22 protein-coding genes and 1 riboswitch are annotated in these 20,630 nt (G+C 52.4%); all 22 genes read right to left on the reverse strand.

Annotated elements, in window-relative coordinates:
• Positions 1-452: 452 nt before the first annotated feature.
• Positions 453-1,829 carry a UDP-N-acetylglucosamine 1-carboxyvinyltransferase gene (murA, locus tag ACFSX3_RS01340; protein ID WP_036699206.1) on the reverse strand — a complete coding sequence of 459 codons (1,377 nt, stop codon included), beginning with the start codon at positions 1,827-1,829 and terminating at the stop codon, positions 453-455.
• A gap of 197 nt (positions 1,830-2,026) precedes the next feature.
• Positions 2,027-2,284 (reverse strand): DUF1146 family protein, encoded by a 258-nt coding sequence (locus ACFSX3_RS01345; protein ID WP_209988961.1) that lies wholly within the window; start codon positions 2,282-2,284, stop codon positions 2,027-2,029.
• Positions 2,285-2,477: 193 nt separating this feature from the next.
• Positions 2,478-2,894, reverse strand: coding sequence for a F0F1 ATP synthase subunit epsilon (locus ACFSX3_RS01350; RefSeq protein WP_209988964.1), 417 nt, complete (start codon positions 2,892-2,894; stop codon positions 2,478-2,480).
• 62 nt (positions 2,895-2,956) lie between these two features.
• Positions 2,957-4,354 (reverse strand): F0F1 ATP synthase subunit beta, encoded by a 1,398-nt coding sequence (gene atpD / locus ACFSX3_RS01355; protein ID WP_036699208.1) that lies wholly within the window; start codon positions 4,352-4,354, stop codon positions 2,957-2,959.
• Positions 4,355-4,406: 52 nt separating this feature from the next.
• Positions 4,407-5,276: an ATP synthase F1 subunit gamma gene (atpG, locus tag ACFSX3_RS01360; RefSeq protein ID WP_209988967.1), complete on the reverse strand. Its 870-nt coding sequence runs from the start codon at positions 5,274-5,276 to the stop codon at positions 4,407-4,409.
• A gap of 70 nt (positions 5,277-5,346) precedes the next feature.
• Complete coding sequence (gene atpA / locus ACFSX3_RS01365) at positions 5,347-6,858, reverse strand: F0F1 ATP synthase subunit alpha (protein WP_209988970.1); 1,512 nt, start codon at positions 6,856-6,858, stop codon at positions 5,347-5,349.
• 11 nt (positions 6,859-6,869) lie between these two features.
• Positions 6,870-7,421, reverse strand: coding sequence for a F0F1 ATP synthase subunit delta (locus ACFSX3_RS01370; RefSeq protein WP_209988974.1), 552 nt, complete (start codon positions 7,419-7,421; stop codon positions 6,870-6,872).
• On the reverse strand, positions 7,418-7,906 hold the full coding sequence (atpF, locus tag ACFSX3_RS01375) for a F0F1 ATP synthase subunit B (protein WP_209988977.1): 489 nt from the start codon (positions 7,904-7,906) through the stop codon (positions 7,418-7,420). The genes ACFSX3_RS01370 and atpF overlap by 4 nt, the downstream gene beginning before the upstream one ends.
• A gap of 97 nt (positions 7,907-8,003) precedes the next feature.
• A complete protein-coding gene (gene atpE, locus ACFSX3_RS01380; RefSeq protein ID WP_036699216.1) occupies positions 8,004-8,216 on the reverse strand; it encodes a F0F1 ATP synthase subunit C in 213 nt (70 codons plus the stop codon).
• A gap of 104 nt (positions 8,217-8,320) precedes the next feature.
• Positions 8,321-9,088, reverse strand: a complete 768-nt coding sequence (gene atpB / locus ACFSX3_RS01385; RefSeq protein WP_209988979.1) for a F0F1 ATP synthase subunit A — start codon at positions 9,086-9,088, stop codon at positions 8,321-8,323.
• A 29-nt stretch (positions 9,089-9,117) separates the two neighbouring features.
• Positions 9,118-9,495, reverse strand: a complete 378-nt coding sequence (locus tag ACFSX3_RS01390) for an ATP synthase subunit I (RefSeq protein ID WP_209988983.1) — start codon at positions 9,493-9,495, stop codon at positions 9,118-9,120.
• Entirely contained in the window at positions 9,488-9,721 is a 234-nt protein-coding gene (locus ACFSX3_RS01395) for an ATPase F0F1 (RefSeq protein WP_209868447.1), read from the reverse strand. The genes ACFSX3_RS01390 and ACFSX3_RS01395 overlap by 8 nt, the downstream gene beginning before the upstream one ends.
• Positions 9,722-9,885: 164 nt before the next feature.
• Positions 9,886-11,061, reverse strand: coding sequence for a non-hydrolyzing UDP-N-acetylglucosamine 2-epimerase (gene wecB / locus ACFSX3_RS01400; protein WP_209988987.1), 1,176 nt, complete (start codon positions 11,059-11,061; stop codon positions 9,886-9,888).
• A gap of 61 nt (positions 11,062-11,122) precedes the next feature.
• Positions 11,123-11,752 (reverse strand): uracil phosphoribosyltransferase, encoded by a 630-nt coding sequence (gene upp / locus ACFSX3_RS01405; RefSeq protein ID WP_209988995.1) that lies wholly within the window; start codon positions 11,750-11,752, stop codon positions 11,123-11,125.
• A gap of 414 nt (positions 11,753-12,166) precedes the next feature.
• Positions 12,167-13,414: a serine hydroxymethyltransferase gene (locus tag ACFSX3_RS01410; protein WP_209988999.1), complete on the reverse strand. Its 1,248-nt coding sequence runs from the start codon at positions 13,412-13,414 to the stop codon at positions 12,167-12,169.
• A gap of 168 nt (positions 13,415-13,582) precedes the next feature.
• Complete coding sequence (locus tag ACFSX3_RS01415; RefSeq protein ID WP_379258551.1) at positions 13,583-14,188, reverse strand: TIGR01440 family protein; 606 nt, start codon at positions 14,186-14,188, stop codon at positions 13,583-13,585.
• Between the two features lie 137 nt (positions 14,189-14,325).
• A riboswitch (ZMP/ZTP riboswitch) is annotated at positions 14,326-14,409 on the reverse strand.
• Positions 14,410-14,458: 49 nt separating this feature from the next.
• Positions 14,459-15,046 carry a low molecular weight protein arginine phosphatase gene (locus ACFSX3_RS01420; protein ID WP_209989006.1) on the reverse strand — a complete coding sequence of 196 codons (588 nt, stop codon included), beginning with the start codon at positions 15,044-15,046 and terminating at the stop codon, positions 14,459-14,461.
• A 75-nt stretch (positions 15,047-15,121) separates the two neighbouring features.
• The gene (locus ACFSX3_RS01425; RefSeq protein WP_209989009.1) at positions 15,122-15,715 is read right to left on the reverse strand and encodes a manganese efflux pump MntP; all 594 of its coding nucleotides are present in this window, start codon (positions 15,713-15,715) and stop codon (positions 15,122-15,124) included.
• A gap of 124 nt (positions 15,716-15,839) precedes the next feature.
• On the reverse strand, positions 15,840-17,012 hold the full coding sequence (locus ACFSX3_RS01430; protein ID WP_209989012.1) for an L-threonylcarbamoyladenylate synthase: 1,173 nt from the start codon (positions 17,010-17,012) through the stop codon (positions 15,840-15,842).
• A 151-nt stretch (positions 17,013-17,163) separates the two neighbouring features.
• A complete protein-coding gene (gene spoIIR, locus ACFSX3_RS01435; protein WP_379312535.1) occupies positions 17,164-17,922 on the reverse strand; it encodes a stage II sporulation protein R in 759 nt (252 codons plus the stop codon).
• Positions 17,923-18,031: 109 nt separating this feature from the next.
• A complete protein-coding gene (locus tag ACFSX3_RS01440; RefSeq protein ID WP_209989018.1) occupies positions 18,032-19,198 on the reverse strand; it encodes an FtsW/RodA/SpoVE family cell cycle protein in 1,167 nt (388 codons plus the stop codon).
• A gap of 229 nt (positions 19,199-19,427) precedes the next feature.
• Positions 19,428-20,621, reverse strand: coding sequence for an FtsW/RodA/SpoVE family cell cycle protein (locus tag ACFSX3_RS01445; protein WP_209989021.1), 1,194 nt, complete (start codon positions 20,619-20,621; stop codon positions 19,428-19,430).
• Between the last annotated feature and the right edge of the window lie 9 nt (positions 20,622-20,630).

Consider the following 20,630-nt stretch of genomic DNA (forward strand, 5'->3'; position numbering starts at 1 on the left):
GCGGCTGTTGTCCCCCGCGCTGCGGGACAACAGCCAGCGGCAGCAGCAGAGCCGCCAGCAGGGGCGCTGCCAGCCAGGCGGCGGGGACCAGCCGCCGGAGCGGGTGTGCGCCGCGCCGCGCACGCGCGTAGCGCCGCGGACGCTTCAGGATGCGCCGCAGGTTGTTTAACTCTTTCATCTCTATGGCTCCTTCCGTAAGCACCGGTGATTCTTATAGATATGAATTTCCGCCACCTGCTAGAACGGGATTTTGAGAGAAAGAGAGTTGCGGAATCCCCCGAAACATATAAGTTATATCAATTGGAAACGGCTTTGCCGTCTTTTTAAAGGACGGTACCGTTTCAGCAAGAAATAGAAGGATAAGTTATCATGTGAAACAAATAAATTCTTATATTTTCAAAAAAAAGGACCAGCCGCTAAGCGGCTGGTCCTAATATTTTTAAGAATAGCTATTATACCCAAGACGGTTGAATCTGGAAGCGGGGTCTGATCTCTTCGGCTTTGGAGGATTCGCTTCTGGCCGGTTCAGGCTTAAGCGCTTCTTCCTTCGCAGCAGGAACAGCCGACTCTTCCATGGAAATACGCCATATGTCTGCACCAAGTCCAGACAGCTTCTCAGCCAAGTGCACATATCCGCGGTCAATGTGATGCGTTCCGCTAACTTCTGTAGTGCCTTCAGCCACAAGTCCTGCCAAAATAAGCGCAGCCCCTGCACGCAGGTCCGTAGCACATACCTTAGCGCCGACCAGACTGGCATTGCCGGTCACGATCGCAGAGCGTCCCTCAATCTTGATCTCCGCGTTCATGTTGTGGAATTCATCCACATGCATGAACCGGTTCTCGAAGACGGTCTCTGTCACTACGCTGGTTCCTTCCGAGCGGAGCAGCAGCGCCATCATCTGTGACTGCATATCTGTCGGGAATCCCGGGTAAGGTAATGTCTTGAGATCGACAGCCTTCAGCGGCTTATCGCTGATGACACGGACTCCGTTCTCATCCGGGATAATCGTAACGCCCATTTCCTCCATCTTGGCAATCACCGGACCCAGATGGTCGGCAATAGCTCCCTCAACATACACATCGCCGCCTGTAATCGCTGCTGCCGCCATGTAGGTTCCAGCCTCGATCCGGTCAGGGATAACATGATGTCTTACGCCGTGCATACGCTCCACGCCTTCAATCCGGATCACTCCGGTTCCGGCTCCGCGCACAATGCCGCCCATACCGTTCAGGTAATTGGCAAGGTCAACAATCTCAGGTTCCTTCGCCGCGTTCTCAATCACTGTGGTGCCTTCGGCAAGTGCCGCTGCCATCATTATATTTTCGGTTGCACCTACGCTGGCCACATCCAGATAGATCTTGGCTCCGCGCAGTCGACCGTTACTTTTCGCATCAATGTAGCCCTGGCCCAGACTAATCTCGGCGCCGAGCGCTTCAAAACCCTTCAAATGCTGGTCAATCGGCCTTGTTCCAATGGCACAACCGCCAGGCAGGGAAATACGTGTATGCCCCATACGGGACAGGAGTGGGCCCATAACCAGGAAAGAAGCCCGCATTTTGCGTACCCATTCATATGGCGCTTCACAGGAGGTAATATTGGTCGCATCTACTTCAATCACATCGTTCTGGTATGTAATACCTGCACCCAGAGATTCCAGTACCTTGTTAATCGTCATTACATCGTCTAACGGAGGTGCGTCCACAATGACGCTAACTCCTTCTTCTGCCAATAGAGAGGCGGCTATGATCGGTAGTACGGAATTTTTTGCGCCGCTAACTTTCACGCTCCCGGTCAATCTGTTGCCACCGCGGACGATAAATTTGCTCATTTCGGTTTCCCTCCGCGTCCATTATTTCTGATATTAATTTTAAGGTTAAAATTCATCTGTTAAGATATTGAATATTCCGTCATTGCGTCTTAGGTGCAGATTCCTTGCTTAAATTCAGTGTTGACATAATAAAACCTTATTATTCGACACTTTTTTCACTGCGTTGGCCTATACAGATATAACCAAAGCTGTTGCCGTTAAAACATCCGCAGGGTAAGTCCGCTCCAGCCCAGGTAGTCAAGCAGGAACCCGGCCACGAAGTGACCCAGGACAATCGCAAGCAACAGGTGCAGCAGTCTGCCCTGTGGGCTCTTGGGATATCTTATGACCAAATCCAGCTTAAGGTTCTGAAGTGCCCACCAGGATATTGCCACACAGATCAAAGAGACAATCATCGAAATCATATTGCTGGTGCCGACCGCACCCGACAACTCAGCGGATAAACGTGTGTTCATATTAGCCCCCTGTGTTAGGTACTCGGAAATCGACTCTTATATCATACTTGTGCAGGGGAAAAGAATCCAGTACTTTTACGAAATTTTAAACAATTCGGCTTTTATAGACACATCTGATTACGATATGTTCATACTTTGCTAGATTTATTGAAGCAAAAAAAGCAGTCAAGCCCTGGGCTTGACCGCTTATCTGCTACTGTTGTCCTTTACCGGTCGAAACTTTGATCCGCGTTACAGCACGCTGTAATGCCAGCTCCGCACGGCGGTGATCAACCTCATCCTGCTTGCTTTGCAGCTTGAGGCGGCGCTCAGCCCGCTCCTTAGCCGCTTCAGCGCGCTCCACATCAATATCCCGGGGCAGCTCAGCACTTTCAGCCAGCACCGTTACCTTATCTTTGTGCACTTCAACGAACCCGCCATGCACAGCGATGGAGACTGTAACGCCGTCCGCCTTAACGCTAAGCGGAGCAACCTGAAGCGGGGTGACGAGCGGAATATGTCCCGGCAGAATCCCCAGTTCACCATTCACGCCGCGTACCGTCAGGCTGTTCACTTGCTTGGAGTAGACCAGATGCTCCGGAGTAACTATTTCGAGCAAAAAGGTATTCACTTCCATTCCTCCTCAAAGCTTTACAGAATAAAGCCCGATCCCCAGCATAAGTATGCTTAGGGTTACAACGTTTTCGCTTTTTCCACCGCTTCTTCAATCGTGCCTACGAACAGGAACGCCACTTCAGGAAGATCATCATGCTTACCTTCGAGGATTTCCTTGAAGCTGCGTACGGTTTCTTTGATCGGCACGTATTTACCTTTGAAGCCAGTGAACTGCTCTGCTACGTGGAAAGGCTGGGACAGGAAGCGCTCAACTTTACGGGCGCGGGATACAATCACCTTATCCTCTTCACTCAGCTCATCCATACCCAGGATGGCAATGATATCCTGAAGCTCGGTATAACGCTGCAGCAGCTGCTTAACGCCTTGTGCCACGTTATAGTGCTCTTCGCCGACGATTTCCGGTGCCAGCATCCGCGAGCTGGAAGCCAGCGGGTCAACCGCAGGGAAGATCCCTTTTTCGGAAATTTTACGCTCCAGGTTGGTCGTTGCATCCAAGTGGGCAAACGCCGTAGCCGGTGCAGGGTCAGTATAGTCATCCGCAGGTACGTAGATCGCCTGAATGGAAGTAACGGAGCCTTTCTTCGTGGACGTAATCCGCTCCTGCAATTGGCCCATTTCTGTAGCCAGTGTAGGCTGGTAACCTACCGCAGACGGCATACGGCCGAGAAGAGCCGATACTTCGGAACCTGCCTGGGTGAACCGGAAGATGTTATCGATAAAGAGCAGCGTGTCGCGGCCTTCCACATCACGGAAATATTCCGCCATAGTCAGACCAGTCAGTGCTACGCGCAGACGCGCGCCTGGAGGCTCATTCATTTGTCCGAAGACCATCGCCGTTTTCTTGATAACGCCGGAATCGGTCATTTCGTGATAGAGGTCATTCCCTTCACGTGTCCGCTCGCCAACGCCTGCGAAGACGGAAATCCCGCCGTGCTCCTGTGCGATGTTGTTGATCAATTCCTGGATGGTTACTGTTTTACCAACGCCGGCACCGCCGAACAGGCCGATTTTACCGCCCTTGGCATAAGGGGCCAGCAAGTCGATTACCTTAATTCCGGTTTCCAGAACCTCTGCCTGAGTAGACAACTCATCAAAGGTAGGAGCCAGACGGTGAATCGGGTTTCTTGCAGCCACCACTTCAGCACCGTTATCAATTGGATTACCAAGTACGTTAAATACGCGGCCAAGTGTTGCTTCACCAACAGGAACCGAGATCGGCGCTCCCTGGTCAATAGCGTCAATCCCGCGAACCAGTCCATCTGTAGAGGACATGGCGATACAGCGCACCAGGTTATCTCCAAGATGATTGGAAACTTCAAGAGTCAGATCCATGTTGCGGCCATCGCTGAGGCTCGCAACAATTTTGATGGCATTGAATATCTGGGGCAACTGGCCGCGTTCAAATTCAATATCGACAACTGGACCCATAATGCTCACAACGCGTCCTTTGTTCATCTTCATTTCCCTCCTCGAAAGCTGTTACATATGGACCTTAAGCCCACTCATATCAAGACTGCGCGTTCGCACCAGCCACGATCTCGGTAATTTCTTGCGTAATGGCCGCCTGACGGGCACGGTTGTACGTAAGTCTAAGTTCTCCGATCATTTTTGACGCGTTCTTCGTTGCACTGCCCATGGCTGTCATTTTGGCTCCCAGCTCACTGGCCTTGCCGTTCAGAAGAGCACCATAGATTAAAGTTTCGGCGTATTTAGGAAGCAGAACCTCCAGTACGCCTTCAGGTGAAGGCTCGTACTCATAAGCGGCTGCTGCTCCGTGATGCCCGCCTTCCCCAACACCTTCCATAGGCAGAAGTCTGTCTACAGTCGGAATCTGGCTGATCGCATTGACAAACTGGTTGTAGCAAATGTAGATCTCATCATAGACACCTGTCTCGAACTGGTTAACCGCCGAATAAGCAATCGACTTGATGTCGGCAAATTTCGGGGTATCGGACAGCTCGGTGATTTCTTCTACAATGGGATACTCACGGCGCCGCAAAAAGTCACGGCCTTTGCGCCCGATCACAAACAGCGCATACTCATCCTTGGACTTATGGCGTTCTGCGATCAGCATCGTTACTTTACGCAGAATGTTCGCATTGTAGCCGCCGGCAAGACCTCTGTCCGAGGTGATGATCAAATAACCTGTTTTTTTGACAGGCCGGCTGACCAGCATCGGGTGCTGGAGATCCTGCGTACCGGCAGCAATACTCGAGACGACCTCTTTAAGCTTCTCTGAATATGGACGGGCTGCTTCTGCCTTCTCCTGCGCCTTGCGCAGCTTGGACGCAGCGACCATCTCCATCGCTTTGGTGATCTGTCTGGTGTTCTGAACGCTCTTAATTTGACGTTTAATATCGCGCATGCTTCTTGCCATGATTTCACCACCTTAGAGCTTTGGCGTAGCCAAAGCTAACTTCGTAAGCATAAACGGTAATCTCTATATATTAGCTTGTAGCAAAGCCTCTTTTGAATTTATCGATGGCTTCCTTAAGAGCAGCTTCGTTGTCTGCCGTCAGATCCTTGGTATCCGTGATGGATTTGAGGATTTCAGTTGCACTGCTGTCGATAAAGGCCAGGAATTCCTTCTCGAAACGCTTAACGTCCTTGACAGGAATATCATCCAGATGTCCTTTGACGGCGGTGTACAGACTAACCACTTGATGCTCAACGCCAAGCGGCTGGTTCACGCCCTGCTTCAGAATCTCCATCATACGTGCACCGCGGTTCAGACGAGCCTGTGTTGATTTGTCCAGATCGGAGCCGAACTGGGAGAAAGCCTGAAGCTCACGGTATTGAGCCAGATCCAGACGCAGGGAACCGGCGACTTTCTTCATGGCTTTGATCTGTGCGGAACCCCCTACACGGGATACGGAGATACCAACGTTGATCGCCGGACGCTGCCCGGAGTTGAACAGATCGGATTCAAGGAAGATTTGGCCGTCTGTGATCGAAATTACGTTCGTTGGAATGTAAGCCGATACGTCAGAAGCCTGTGTTTCGATGAATGGCAGGGCGGTTAATGAACCTCCACCAAGCGCATCGCTAAGCTTGGCCGCACGTTCCAGCAGACGGGAGTGCAAGTAGAATACGTCACCAGGGAAAGCTTCCCGGCCCGGTGGACGGCGGAGCAGCAAGGACAATTCGCGGTAAGCCGAAGCTTGCTTGGAAAGGTCATCATAAATGACAAGCACATGCTCGCCTTTATACATGAAGTATTCGCCCATTGCGCAGCCTGCGTACGGAGCAATATAGAGCAGCGGAGAAGGCTCGGAAGCCGACGCGGTTACAACGATAGTGTAATCCAGCGCGCCATGACGGCGGAGGGTTTCAACTACCTGTGCTACAGTAGATTGTTTTTGTCCGATAGCAACATAGATACATTTCATCCCGTTGCCCTTCTGGTTGATGATCGCATCAATAGCAATCGCTGTCTTACCTGTCTGACGGTCACCAATGATCAGCTCGCGTTGTCCACGGCCGATTGGCACCATGGCATCGATTGCCTTTAGACCGGTCTGCATCGGTTCGTGTACCGACTTACGGTCGATAACCCCCGGCGCGTTATGTTCAACCGGACGGAATTCTGTAGTAGCGATTGGACCTTTGCCGTCAAGCGGCTGACCCAGTGCATTGACTACGCGGCCCAGCATGGCTTCGCCAACCGGAACCTGCATGATCTGGCCAGTACGTTTGACCTGATCGCCTTCGCGGATCTCTTTGTATTCCCCCAGAATAACAACACCGACGTTGCTTTCTTCCAGGTTAAGTGCCATGCCCACTACCCCGTTGGAGAACTCCAGCAGTTCCCCTGCCATTGCGTTTTCCAGACCGTAGACACGGGCGATACCGTCGCCGACTTGAATGACGGTGCCAATTTCGGCCACTTCGATATCGGCTTTATATTGCTCAATTTGACTTTTGATCAAAGTGCTGATCTCTTCAGGTCTGATGCCCAATATCCTCACCCCTATCTTCTTTGCTTATCATTAAAGGATTTCTCAAGACGCGTAAGCTTACCAGCCAGACTTCCATCATACAGCGTATCGCCGATTAGGACCTTCAGTCCGCCGAGCAGGCTTCTATCCACTACATTGGTTACACGAATCTTACGGCCAGTAAGCTGGCTGAATTCAGCCGCAACACTATCCTGTTCAGCTTGATTCAGGGAATAAGCGGAATAGACAGTTGCGTAGCCAATGCCAAGAGCATCCCCTTCAATCTTGATATACTTGGCAAGCAACTCTTCGAAAATATCGGTTCTGCCCCGCTCTACCAATAATTGTACCGTGTTCATGACCGCTTCCGAGACTTTACCTTGAAGTGTCCCGCGCAGCACATTCAGCTTGTCGGATTGCGAGATGCGGGGTGCGAGGATAAACCGTTTCACCTCAACATCGTTATGAAGCACTTCGACGACTAATTTGAGCTGTTCCTCCACTTGAAGCGTAATGCCTTCATCGAATGCTGCACCGTACAAGGCTTTGGCATAGCGCCCGGCAACTACCGTATCGCGGCTCATGATCGGCCTCCTACCTCTTTGAGGTATTGATCAACAAGCTGTTCCTGCTCGCCGTCAGCTGCAACTTCCTTCTCAAGCAGCTTCGAGGCAATGCGGACGGAGGCTGTACCCAGCTCGCTGCGCAGTGCTTCGACCGCTTTGTTCTTCTCGTTCTCAATGTCACGTACCGCTTCGTCTTTCAGACGGCTCGCTTCCACGTGGGCCTGCTCGAGAATTTTATCAACCTGGTTGTTGCTGGTAGCCTGGGATTGCTGAATGATAGCCTGTGCCTCTTGGCGCGCCTGCTGCAGAGCCTGCTTCTGCTCTTCTACATAAGCGACCGCCTGCTCTCTGGTCTTGGCTGCTTCATCCATTTGCTGCAGCACCATTTCACGGCGCTTTTCCATAATTCCGAACAGCTTGCTGAAAGCAAATTTGCTGAGCAAGAAGTACAGAATTGCAAATGCAACAATAGAAAATAATATATTTGTCCAAATGATATCCACTGAGGTCACTCCCTTCCGTTACCGCGGCTTGCGGACATATACAAAAGTAAGGCGCGGATGGCACTTGCCCTCCCCGCCAAACCGTAAAAACGGTTTATTAAGTAAACATGATCAGGAACGCGATAACTGTAGCGGCCAAAGGAATAACTTCTACGATACCTACACCGATAAACATTGTTGTCTGCAGTGCGTTACGTGCTTCCGGCTGACGGGCGATAGATTCCACCGTCTTGCTGACGATCATACCGTTACCCAGACCTGCGCCGAGTGCGCCCAAACCAACCGCGATTGCTGCTGCTAAAAATTCCATTTGTAAATATCCTCCTTTAATTTCGGTTCTTTTTGTAATGACTTAATAATATAAAATCTCCCGCGAAGTATTCCGGCACCTGCCGCTATCCTCACGGCAGCTTATTAATGCGCTTCTTCCTCGTGGATCGTCATCTGTGCGATGTAAACCATCGTCAGAATCGTAAAGATAAAGGCCTGAAGTGCCCCGACAAAGATACTGAAGCCTTGCCAGATGGCCAAGAACGGAATACTGAACAGTCCCAGCTTCAGAATTACGGTAATCAGAACCTCGCCGGCAAAAATGTTAGCGAATAGACGAATGGCAAGCGCCACCGGCTTCGCCAGGTTCTCAATGATGTTCAGCGGCAGGAAAATTGGAAACGGCTCAATATAATGCTTGAAATAATGCTTGCCGTTCAGCTTGATGCCTAAGTAGTTCATGAGTACAAACACAACAATCGCAAGTCCTGCGGTTACGTTGATGTCTGCAGTCGGCGATTTGTACCACAGAATCTCAGCATGCGCACCATCGGCCAGGTTCTTGGTTGCTTCGATAACATGTCCAAAGATTGTAACCGGCTCATGGGCTTCTGTAATAACGGAAAACGGCAGACCAAGGAGATTGGAGACGAAGATAAACAGTATCAGCGTCAATCCCAGTGATATGTAAGGTTTTCCCTTCTTCAGATCCATGGCGCTGCTGATCAGTCCCTGTACAAATTCGACCACCCATTCCATGAAATTCTGGAGCTTGGACGGATTCTCAACCGACAGGTTGCGGACGGACAGCATGACCAGTACGAACACTATTACCGAGCTGATTACCAGCATCAGCACAGCAGACAGGTCAATCGGTATTCCGCCAACATAGATTAAAGGCATATCGTGCATAGTATCATCCCCCTTTCTCTTTAATATGGCTACAGCTTATTCTTGATTCCTAGATATATCCCCACGGGAATAGCCAGAAGCTGGGGGATGAACAGGCCGATAATCGTTGCCTCCAGCGAGAAATGCTCATATTTGACTGAAAACATGGTAACCAGAATTGCAAAACTGATTCTTGTAGCAAAACCAAGGCTGAAGGAGCTTTTCCCTTGCTTCGCCACTGCCGCTGTCACTCTTCTGACCTTGAGGGCAAGATAACGGAAGTTAACTAGTCCTGCCAGCAAGCCGAGTGCCATACCCAGAGTAACTGCACGGGTCTCATGATGGAGAGCCCACCCCATTACCAATCCCGCCATAATGATTACTGTCACCCTGGTGACGATATTGATTACGGGAGTCATATTATCCATTTTGCTCCCCCAAAAAATTTTTGATTAGCAGAGCAACATTCACAACTCCGAGAATCAACCCGGTAATTGTTCCGATAGCCAGCCAAAAGGCAGGTCCGTCCATCAGATTACGCAGCCACTTTGCCACAAAAAAGCCTATTACAATGTAAGCGGCGAGCAAGCTGCCCGCACCCCCGAGTACTAGAGCTGTGCGCCCCAGTCCAGGCTCATTCTTTGGTTCCTTCATAGGCTACAATCCCAACTAATTTTACTGAATATCCAGACTCTTTGTCAATTCACAGAAAATTGCCCAAAATCGCATGAAAATATGAAAATAATCACAGCAAAACACACCAAAACCATATAAACCGTACAGTTTAACTGTATGCTGCTTTTATTAACGTTAGTATATTAGTTGTCGTTACCTAAATTATCATTTGTGAACATTGTGTGAAATTCTTCCGGACGTTCATCAACAGCTCCGAAATGGTGCAAAATCGCATTGACAATCCTCTCGGAGGCTTTGCCGTCTCCATACGGGTTGGCGGCCCGGCTCATCGACTGATAGAGGTTCTGATCGGTCAAAAGAGCATGTGTCCGTTGATACACCTTCTCCTCGTCCGTTCCCACAAGCTCCAGTGTTCCGGCCTCGATCCCTTCCGGGCGCTCGGTTGTATCACGCAGCACAAGCACAGGAACTCCAAAGGAGGGAGCTTCCTCCTGCAGGCCGCCGGAATCAGTCAATATCAGGTGGGTATGCGGATAAAAGTTATGCAGGTCAACGACATCCAGCGGATCAATCAGCTTGATTCTAGGGTGTCCGCCGAGGATCTCATGCGCCGGTTCCTTTACTGCAGGACTCGGGTGTACGGGATAAACAATGGCTACATCTTCAAATTCATCAGCGATTCTTTTGACTGCACGGAAAATATGACGGTGCGGTTCGCCTTGGGATTCTCTGCGGTGCGCCGTCATCAAAATAAGTCTTTTTCCTGAAGCAAAATCAAGGACCGGATGCCGGTAGTCCGGCTGTACGGTATATTGAAACACATCGGTTACGGTATTGCCTGTGATATAAATACTTGATTCTTTTTTGTTCTCGTGTCTCAGGTTGCCCGCTGACCAATGGGTCGGAGCAAAATGCAGATCAGCAAGCACACCTGTCAGCTGACGGTTCATTTCTTCGGGATAAGGCGAAAGCTTGTTCCATGTCCGAAGACCTGCTTCCACATGCCCAACCTGAATCTGCTGCAGGAAAGACGCATAGCTGGCCAGGAAAGTGGTCAGGGTATCGCCGTGCACAAGCACCAGGTCCGGCTTCACTTCGCGGAGCACGGGCTCCAGGCCTTCTAGCACCCGGATGGTGATCTCGTTAAGCGTCTGGCGGTCCTTCATTACATCCAGATCATAATCCGGGGTAATCTTAAACACCTCAAGCACCTGATCCAGCAGCTCCCGGTGCTGCGCCGTTACACAGACAATCGATTCAATCTGCTCAGGATGTCTGTTCAGCTCCAGAACCAGCGGCGCCATCTTGATTGCCTCGGGGCGCACTCCGAAAATCGTCATTACTTTAATTTTGGACATAAGCCCTTCCCTCTCTTCTGAAAACTGCTGTCTGTTGTGTTCGTTCTATGATCTGCGGCTCTTACTTGGTTCCGTACAATCGGTCCCCGGCATCTCCCAGGCCCGGAACGATATACCCGTGCTCATTCAAATGATCGTCAAGCGCTGCAACATAGATATCTACATCCGGATGTGCAGCTTGTACAGCAGCAACGCCTTCCGGAGCAGCAATCAGGTTCATCATCTTGATCTGGGTGCAGCCGCGGTTCTTAAGCGAGGTAATCGCTGCAATGGCAGAGCCGCCTGTAGCCAGCATAGGATCGATTACGATCAGCTCGCGTTCCTGCACATCCGTAGGAAGCTTAATGTAGTACTCCACCGGCTGCAGGGTGTCCGGATCACGGAACAGGCCTACATGGCCTACCTTGGCTGCAGGAAGCAGCTTGAGCACGCCTTCGAGCATCCCCAGACCGGCGCGCAGAATCGGAATCAGTCCCAGCATTCTTCCCGAAATCACCTTGCTCTGCGTTTCTGCCACTGGCGTTTGCACCGTAATGGTCTCCAGCGGAATGTCACGCGTAATCTCATAAGCCATAAGTGTTGCTACTTCATCGACATGCTCCCTGAAGTCTTTTGTGTTGGTCCGCACATCGCGAATGAATGTCAATTTGTGCTGAATCAATGGATGATCGCAAATCACCAATTTTCCCATGTTGTCCCTCCGGTAATTGTAAGTCTTATTTATAGCCAAAGTAAGCGTTCTGCTTCTCGGGTGGCTAAATCCTATCTATTATATCATCACCCGGACTGCTTTTCACCTACAGATAGACAAATCTGCCAGCCCTACTGCTTCCTTAAGATTCACGGCTCATGGAAGCTTAAGGGAATACAGCCACCGCTCTGGATATAAAACAAAACTTAGTTTGTACGATTAAGCGCTTTTAATACTATTCACAGTTCTTTCACTAGTTTTTATGAAAGTTCCATGAACTTTCATTACGTTTTCAACATAATTCATGGCGTTTTCTCAGCAGCTATTTGTGAACATTATGTAACAGCAAACAAAAAGCCCTTGCGTAAATCCGGCGGAACCGGACACGCAAAGGCGATGTTAGAGGGATGGGGATTAGTACTGCAATCCAGGGTAAATCGGATATTGTTCAGTCAGCTTTGCTACCTCGCTTGCCGCCTGGGTCAAGTTAGCTTCATCCTGCGGATTCTTCAGGACCTGTGCAATAATCTGACCGATCGTTACCATAGCCTGCTCATCCATTCCGCGCGACGTAACAGCCGGTGTCCCGATGCGGATACCGCTGGTGACGAACGGGCTGGTCGGGTCAAACGGAATAGCGTTCTTGTTGACTGTAATTCCGATGGAGTCGAGCACCTTCTCAGCATCCTTGCCGGTAATGTTCAGGTTGCGGGTATCGAGCAGGATCAGATGGTTATCGGTTCCGCCGGATACAATATTAATGCCTTCGCCGACCAGAGTCTCCGCCAGTACCTTGGCATTCTTAACTACGTTCTCGGCGTAAGTCTTGAATGAAGGCTGCAGCGCCTCACCGAACGACACGGCCTTGGACGCAATCACATGCATCAGCGGTCCGCCCTGGGAACCAGGGAAGACCGCTTTATCGATAGCGGCAGCCCATGGCTGTCTGCACAGAATCATCCCGCCGCGCGGACCGCGCAGGGTTTTGTGTGTAGTTGTAGTGACGAAGTGGGCATGAGGAACCGGATTCGGGTGAAGACCGGCAGCCACCAGACCGGCAATATGGGCCATATCCACCATGAACAGGGCACCTACATCATTCGCGATCGAACCGAGTGCAGCAAAATCAATCGTACGCGGATACGCGCTCGCACCGGCAACGATCATTTTGGGACGGTGCTTGAAGGCGGCCTTGCGCACTTCATCATAATCGATCAGGAAGGAATCCTCCTGTACGCCATAAGCCACGAAGTTATATAGAATTCCGGAAGCATTCACCGGGCTGCCGTGGGTCAAATGGCCGCCATGCGCCAGATTCATACCGAGAACGGTGTCGCCGGGCTTGAGCGCAGCCAGGTATACAGCCATATTAGCCTGTGCGCCGGAATGCGGCTGCACGTTGGCATGCTCTGCACCGAACAGCTCCTTGGCACGGTCACGGGCCAGGTTCTCTACGATATCCACATCTTCACAGCCGCCGTAGTAACGCTTGCCGGGATAACCTTCGGCATATTTGTTCGTAAGCACGGAGCCCATAGCTTCCATGACGGCTTCACTTACAATATTCTCTGAGGCAATAAGTTCAATGTTAGCACGCTGGCGGCTCAGTTCGAGGCCCATCGCTTCCAGTACTGCCGGGTCACTCTTACGCAATTGTTCCATGTTTCTAATTTCCTCCCTGTAACTCTGATTTATGTGGGTATTACAAGCGGAAACGGCATTGCCGTCCTTTTAAGGATGGTACCGTTTCAGCGAGAAAGATAAGGATAATTATAGCGCGAAGCATATAATTCTTATCTTTAGAAAAACCGTTAGCTAAACCCTCTTACTTCAGTCACAATTCGCAGAACCGCTAGTCTCGGGCGCGCGGTACACGGCACGCTCCCCGCCGATCAGCGGCGGCCTGCTCCACGCGGCATTTACCCGGGCAGCCCCGATATATCGCAGGCTTGGCCGGTAAGGGACGGCAATCCGGCGCAGATGCATACCAATCAGGGTCTCCCCGATATCAATACCGGCATGTGCTTCAATGGTCTCTGCCAGCACCGGATCTGTCATGGACTGGTAGGCCGCAGCAGCCATGGAGCCTCCGGCTCCCGGAATGGGCACGGCTGACACCTCTCTAAGGCCAAGCGATTCCAGCAGAGTGCGTTCCATCACCAGCGAACGGTTCAAATGCTCACAGCACTGGTAGACCGGGCGAAAACCAAATTCATCCGCAATCTGCGTAATCCCCTCCAGCAGCTGCCGCGCAACCTCCAGCGCACCGCCTGTCCCAATCCGCTTCCCCGCCACTTCGCTTGTGCTGGCTCCGACGACCAGTATCTTCCCCGGACCAAGCTTGCCCGCTACTGCAAGTTCACGCGTTACCGCAGCAGTGGCAGCGGCCAAAGAAAGCTCCCCGCCGCCCGTTAGCTGCTGCTCTGCAGCCGGCATACCGGATAAGCGGTCATCCCCTGAATTCTTCTTCAGGACTTCCTCCATCTTAGCGCCCCCTTCAACCGTTTCTGATTTCCATGGAGATGCAACTTTTAAACAAAAAAGAGCAGTCCGCAGGTTGAACTGCGGATGTGCTCTTTTGCCCAGGCGACCGGCCGTTTATTCCAGGTGCTCCATCGTGGTTTCATCCACACTTGTCGCCAGTTACACCGGAACCGGATCATATTTATTACATCTTAAGGGATAGTCAGCAAAAAATCAACCACTTCAAAGCCGTCTTAGTGATTCAAGCTTATCAAGCAGACCGTACAGCGCCGTGCGAATCTCGGCAGCCGTCAGCTCGTAATCTTCACGCGAGCCGCCGAACGGATCACTGATATCGAAGCTGGGAATACGCTGGCGGATCTCAATCATCCGCTGCATAGCCGCAGCATCCGGCTCGGTGCCCAAGGCCAGATTCAGCTCCGCCTCCGCATACAAGCTGTCCAGCTCCCGGATATCGGCATTCACGGATTCCTGCGTCTGGACATACTCTTTAAGGGTATGGGTCTTGGTAACCGCGTTAGGAAAATACTGCAGCAAGTGCCGCTTATGTGCTCCTGTCAGGGTAAGGATCAGATCGGCCCAGGCCACTGCCTCCCCGTCCAGCTGTGAGGATACGATGCGGTCCTGAATCCCTTCATCCTGCAGAATGCCGCCAGCATGTCTGGATATGGAAGTACCCGGGACAGCAGAAACTCCGGCAGACCGCACCTCCACATGAATGCCCCGCTCCTTCGCAAGCTTCCGCAGAAGCCCTTCGGCCATGGGACTACGGCAGGTATTACCTGTGCAGACAAATAAAATATGCAGCAACCTTTCCACCTCCGGTAAACATTATTATTTCGGTATTAAGCAAGCTTAAAAATTATGGGTATTGCCGTTATTGTATCAAAAGATGAACATCAAGCCAAACGCCAGCAGGATGGCTCCGCCCAGCGCTTCCCCGTATTCTCCGAGTCCGCGGCTTACCCGCCGGCCCAGCAGCAGCCCCGTAATCGACATGACACCGCCGCAGGCACCGAAGGCCAGCACGGTTAGAATAATACTATTCACAAACATCCCGAGTGAAACCCCCACCGAGAAAGAATCTACACTTACACTGAGCGAGATCAGCAGCATCCCCCAGATCGTCCGGTGATCCATCTGCCGGCTGCTGCCGTTATCCTGACGGAAGGAATTAAACACCATATGTCCGCCCAGCATAACCAGCAGGGCTCCGGCGGCATACGTGGTAACCTGTCCCAGCAAATGGCCGACATAGCTGCCTGTGAACAAGCCCAGCAGCGGCATCAGCACATGAAAAAAAGCTATCAGCAGGCTAAGCTGCAGCACATGCAGCAGACGGATGCCCCTCATCCCGATGCCCACGCCCAGCGAAAACGCATCCATCCCCAGCGCAACTGCCATAATAGCTATTGTTACTAGCTGGCCCCAGCCCTCATATATTCCGCCCCAGCCTCCATATATTCCGTCCCAGCCCATGAATAACCCTCCACCCTGAGTCCGTAAGTTCTTGTACAACAACGATATGCGGACAAGATGGTATTCATGACTGTGAGGTGGATGGGAGGTGGGAACGGACACGGTTCATGCTAACAGCAGCCTGCTAACCGGCGTCGATCACCGATTCTCCGGCGGCTTTCATCAGCCGGTTCATGATGGCTGCGCCGAGGCCCGTGACCGGGCAGGCCTCGGCCAGAATGTACGTGGCCCCCGCTTCATCAAAACGCCGCAAGGCGGCATACAAGAAGCGGGCCGCCTCCTCCGGCGAGGACAGCGAGCCGAGAGACACTACGCAGGCGGCCGGGTCGGCGGGATACAGGGACCTATGCTCCTCGAAGAGAAGCAGGCCCGTGGTCTCGCCCGCCCGCTGCGCCGCCTGCAGCAGCCCTGCGGCGGTCTCCGCCACGCGCTGCGCGGAGGAGCCGCGTACTATGCCAAGCGCGCCGCGCGGGGCATAGTGCGTGTACTTCATGCCCGGCGCGCGCGGCGCCGGGCTGCTGCCTGCGGCCGGCTTCGCTGCGGCCGCTTCAGTGCCGGTCACCGCCGCGAGCTGCTCGGCGGTGATGCCCCCGGGACGGAGCACGGCTACCGTCCCGTCCGGCTGCACCTGCACCACGGTCGACTCCAGGCCGACCCCGGCCGCACCGCCGTCCAGAACCCCGCCGATATATCCGGCGAGGTCTTCCAGCACATGGGCGGCCAGCGTCGGACTCGGCCGCCCGGAGCGGTTGGCACTGGGCGCAGCAACCGGACAATCCGCCGCGCGCAGCAGCGCCAGCGCGACCGGATGATCCGGCATGCGCACGCCAACCGTATCCAGGCCCGCCGTCACCAGCGGCGAGAGGACACCGGGACGCACCGGCAGCACCAGCGTCAGCGGGCCGGGCCAGAAGGCGCCGATCAGCGCCGAGGCCACCGGATGCACCTCCGTCACCAGTCGATCCAGATCCTCCCGCCGGGCAATATGCACGATCAGCGGGTTATCCGAGGGACGGCCTTTGGCTGCGAATACCGCTTCTACCGCTGCGGTGTTCCGCGCATCTGCACCCAGTCCGTACACCGTCTCCGTCGGAAAGGCCACCGTCTCCCCGCTCCGCAGCAGCGCTGCCGCTTCCGAGATCATGCCCAGGTCACTCCCGCTCACCGGCAAACCGTCAGAACTCTCCGTTCCGCCATCCGTTCCCTCATTGCCGGAAGCAAGGCTCCAGTACAGAGTAGACTCTATATGACCGCTGCGGCGCTGGGCCGCAAACGGTGAATGCTTATCTTCTGTCATCTATCATCACTAGCTTTCTGATTGAATTATTACGCCAAAAACGGCCCCACCAGGTGGAGCCGCTTCTGCTCAAGTGCTGCAATCATCGTACCATATCCGGCGCAAAAACTGTAGAATCCAATATACACTTACGCCATGCCTCACAGGACATTCAGGCGAACAGCCCGCAGATCCAGCTCCAGATATTCTTCAAGAGCTCCCATACGAAAAACTTCACCTTCGGTGCCTCAACAGCATCCCCCGAACTTCCTTCCTTGTTAGCAGAATCAGAGAGACTGGATACTGCCCCTTGCGCTGTTCCATCCGCAGCCTTCACCTTCGCCCCGTCTCCCGAAGCATTGGCCGAGACCTGAGCCGCATCCTTAGCCCCTGTTTTGGCAGCAGCCGGTTCCGCAGCCGCAGCATCCCCTGTTCCCGCATCGATGAAGCAGAGAGGCGGAAACAGCACACACCACCAGTTCTGCCCTTTGCCTGCTCCAAGCGTGACCCGTACAGCCTCGTATTCTCCGGCAGGATAGACCCGGCCGCCATACATTTTGGTCGGAAAAGGAACCGTGCCCAGCTCCACCTGATAGCCGTATTCAATCCCGCGCTGCGCCAGCTCTCTGCCCACCAGCTCATTCAGCTCCGGCAGATGATTACGGATCAGGGCGCGGGCCTGCTCCAGACTCTGCGGATCTTCCAGCCCGGCCACCCACTGATTGATCTGTTCCACGATCCGGTCACGAATCTGGCGCTTGACCAGCTGATCCCCGGTGCCGTCCGAATTCGCCAGAATACGCAGACGGATCGACTCCTGCGGGATGGATACCTCCGCTACGGCGGCATCGCTTTTTTGCCCTTCCCAGGCCATCATCAGAATCATAAAAAAACAAATTAAAATGGCAGTATACTTAAAGGTAATCCGCAAGGAATCCCCTTGCTCCAGCTTATAATCATCCATCTTCTGCAGCCCCTCTCCCTCTGAAACTCTTATGTTCCCAGTATGTCCAGGAATGAGAGACTGCAAACCTAGTAATCTATGATTTTAGCGGAAGCGGGAGATCGTCCTCCACATCCTGCCCGTAGAGCCTCACGCTCATCGCAATCCCCATACAGGCCATATTAATCAGCAGCGAGGTCCCGCCGTAGCTAATGAACGGCAGGGTAATACCGGTCAGCGGCATCAGTCCGGTCATCGCTCCGATATTCTCCAGAATCTGATACAGCAGCATTGCCACGATCCCGACAATCAGCAGCGGCCCGCCGCGGTCCCTGCATTCCAAGGCAATCACAATTAATCTGTGGATCAGGATAAAAAAGAGCATCAGCAGCGCCGCTGCGCCCAGGAAGCCGAATTCTTCCCCAATCTGCACAAAAATCGATTCCGAATACAGATACGGCACACGGTTGCTTTGTACCGAGCTGCCCTGCAAATAACCTTCTCCATCCAGCCCGCCGGAACCAATTGCCGTCTGGGCATTTTTGGTCTGATAGCTCGCAGTGCTGCTGGCCAGCTCAGGTACCAGCCAAGGATCAAACCGTTTGATGAAATGTTCCTTGCCCAGACCTTTTTCGATGAAATGAACCATCTGCTCATGGTAGTGAATATAGCTCAGAACGAAGCCCAGAATCATTCCGCCCGCAATAATCATCCCAATCAGAGCATGGGAGAATTTAAGATTCCCGATCCACAAAAGCCCAAGCAGAATCACGATATAACTGAGCGCATTGCCCAGATCATTCTGGAGAATAACCAGCGCGAACGGCATTAACGCGATTAGGCTGAGCGGCACGACATCCCGCCAGAAACGCAGCGGATTTCTTTTTTTGCGGACAAGCATGGTGGTCAGAAAAATAATCAGAATCAGCTTGAACAGCTCCGCCGGCTGAATACTTAAATCTCCAATACCGATCCAGCCCTGGGCACCGTTCTTCACCTTGCCGATGAAGCTGACCGACAGCAGAATACCGATTCCGGCAATGTAAATATAGAGTCCATACCGCACCAGCAAGCGGTAATCGAACAGGGAGATCAGGATAAAAGCGATAAAACCCAGCGCATAATACTGCAGCATGGTGATATGCATACCATCCAGGCCGTCTCTCCCGTGAGTCACGCTGTAAATGGAGAAGATACAGATCCCCATCAGCACAATCAGAATAAGCACAATGCTGCCGTCTATTCTTTTAATTCTCTGCAACATAAGGAAACCCCTCAACCTCTCCGGATTAGGAATCCGCCCGCTACACCCAGCCCAGGCTGCAATCCACTAATTTCCATTGTAATTCAATTGGGAGCTTTTATTCAAATTTTCTATTTCTGCATAGCTGACCCACTTCACCCGTCCTCTAAGCACGCCAGCCGCAAAAAAAATACCGGAACCCTTCGTAAACGAAGAATTCCAGTGTGGGGATGAAGCTATTCTTAAGCGGTCAGCTTCTCTTGGCGGGAGCCGGGGAAGAATACAGTGCAGGACTTGGCAGATCCTCTTCCACATCTTGTCCATGCAGACGCACGCTCATGACAAGTCCTATGCTCGCCATATTGATCAGCAGTGAGGTTCCCCCGAAGCTGATGAACGGCAGCGTAATCCCGGTCAGCGGCATCAGACCCAGGAAAGCCCCGATATTCTCGAAAATCTGGTACAGCAGCATCGCCACCACCCCGACGATCAGGAACGGCCCGCCCCTATCCTTGCACTCCAGTGCAATTAGTATCATCCGGTGAATGAGGATAAAGTACAGCAGCAGCACCAGTGCCGAGCCGACAAAGCCGTATTCCTCCGCAATCTGCACAAAAATGGAGTCCGAATAGGTGTATGGTACACGGTCGGTCTGCACCGAGCTGCCCGTCATGTAGCCTTCACCGCTCATTCCGCCGGAGGCGATGGCCATTTTGGCGTTCTTCGTATGGTAGATCGCCTTGGCCGTCGCCTTATCCGGCACCAGCCACGGGTCGAAGCGCTCGATCCAGTGCGAACGCTTGATATCTACCAGGAAATCCTTAATTTCATCATGATAATGAATATAGCTCATAATTCCGGCAGCCGCAGAGCCGCCTATAACCAACAGTCCGATCAGCGCATGGGTGAATTTGATATTGCCGATCCACAGGAGACCGATCAGAATAACGATGTACGAGAGCGCATTGCCCAGGTCATTCTGGCTGATTACGATGACAAACGGCATGAGACTGAATAATCCCAGCGGAACCACATCACGCCAGAACAGCAGCTTATTTTTATTTTTGCGTACAAGCACAGCTGCCAGGAACAGAATCAGAATCAGCTTGAACAACTCAGCCGGCTGAAGACTGAAGCTGTTGCCGAACTTGATCCATCCCTGTGCACCGTTCTGCTCTGTGCCGACGAAGCTGACCAGGATCAGAATGCCAATCCCCGTGATGTACACATATAACGCATATTTTACAAGCAGGCGATAATCCACGAATGTCAGCCCGATAAAGGCAATAAAGCCCACGATATAGAATTTGATCATCTTAATATGTGAGCCGTCCAGCCTGTCGCGCCCGTGGGTCACACTGTATATGGAGAAAATGCTGACCACCATCAGCAGCACAAGAATCACCAGGATGACGCCGTCAATCTTTTTAATCTTCTGAAGCATATTCTGTCT

This window comes from Paenibacillus rhizoplanae, from assembly GCF_042684125.1.
In the GTDB taxonomy this organism is placed as follows: Bacteria; Bacillota; Bacilli; order Paenibacillales; family Paenibacillaceae; genus Paenibacillus_AQ; species Paenibacillus_AQ rhizoplanae.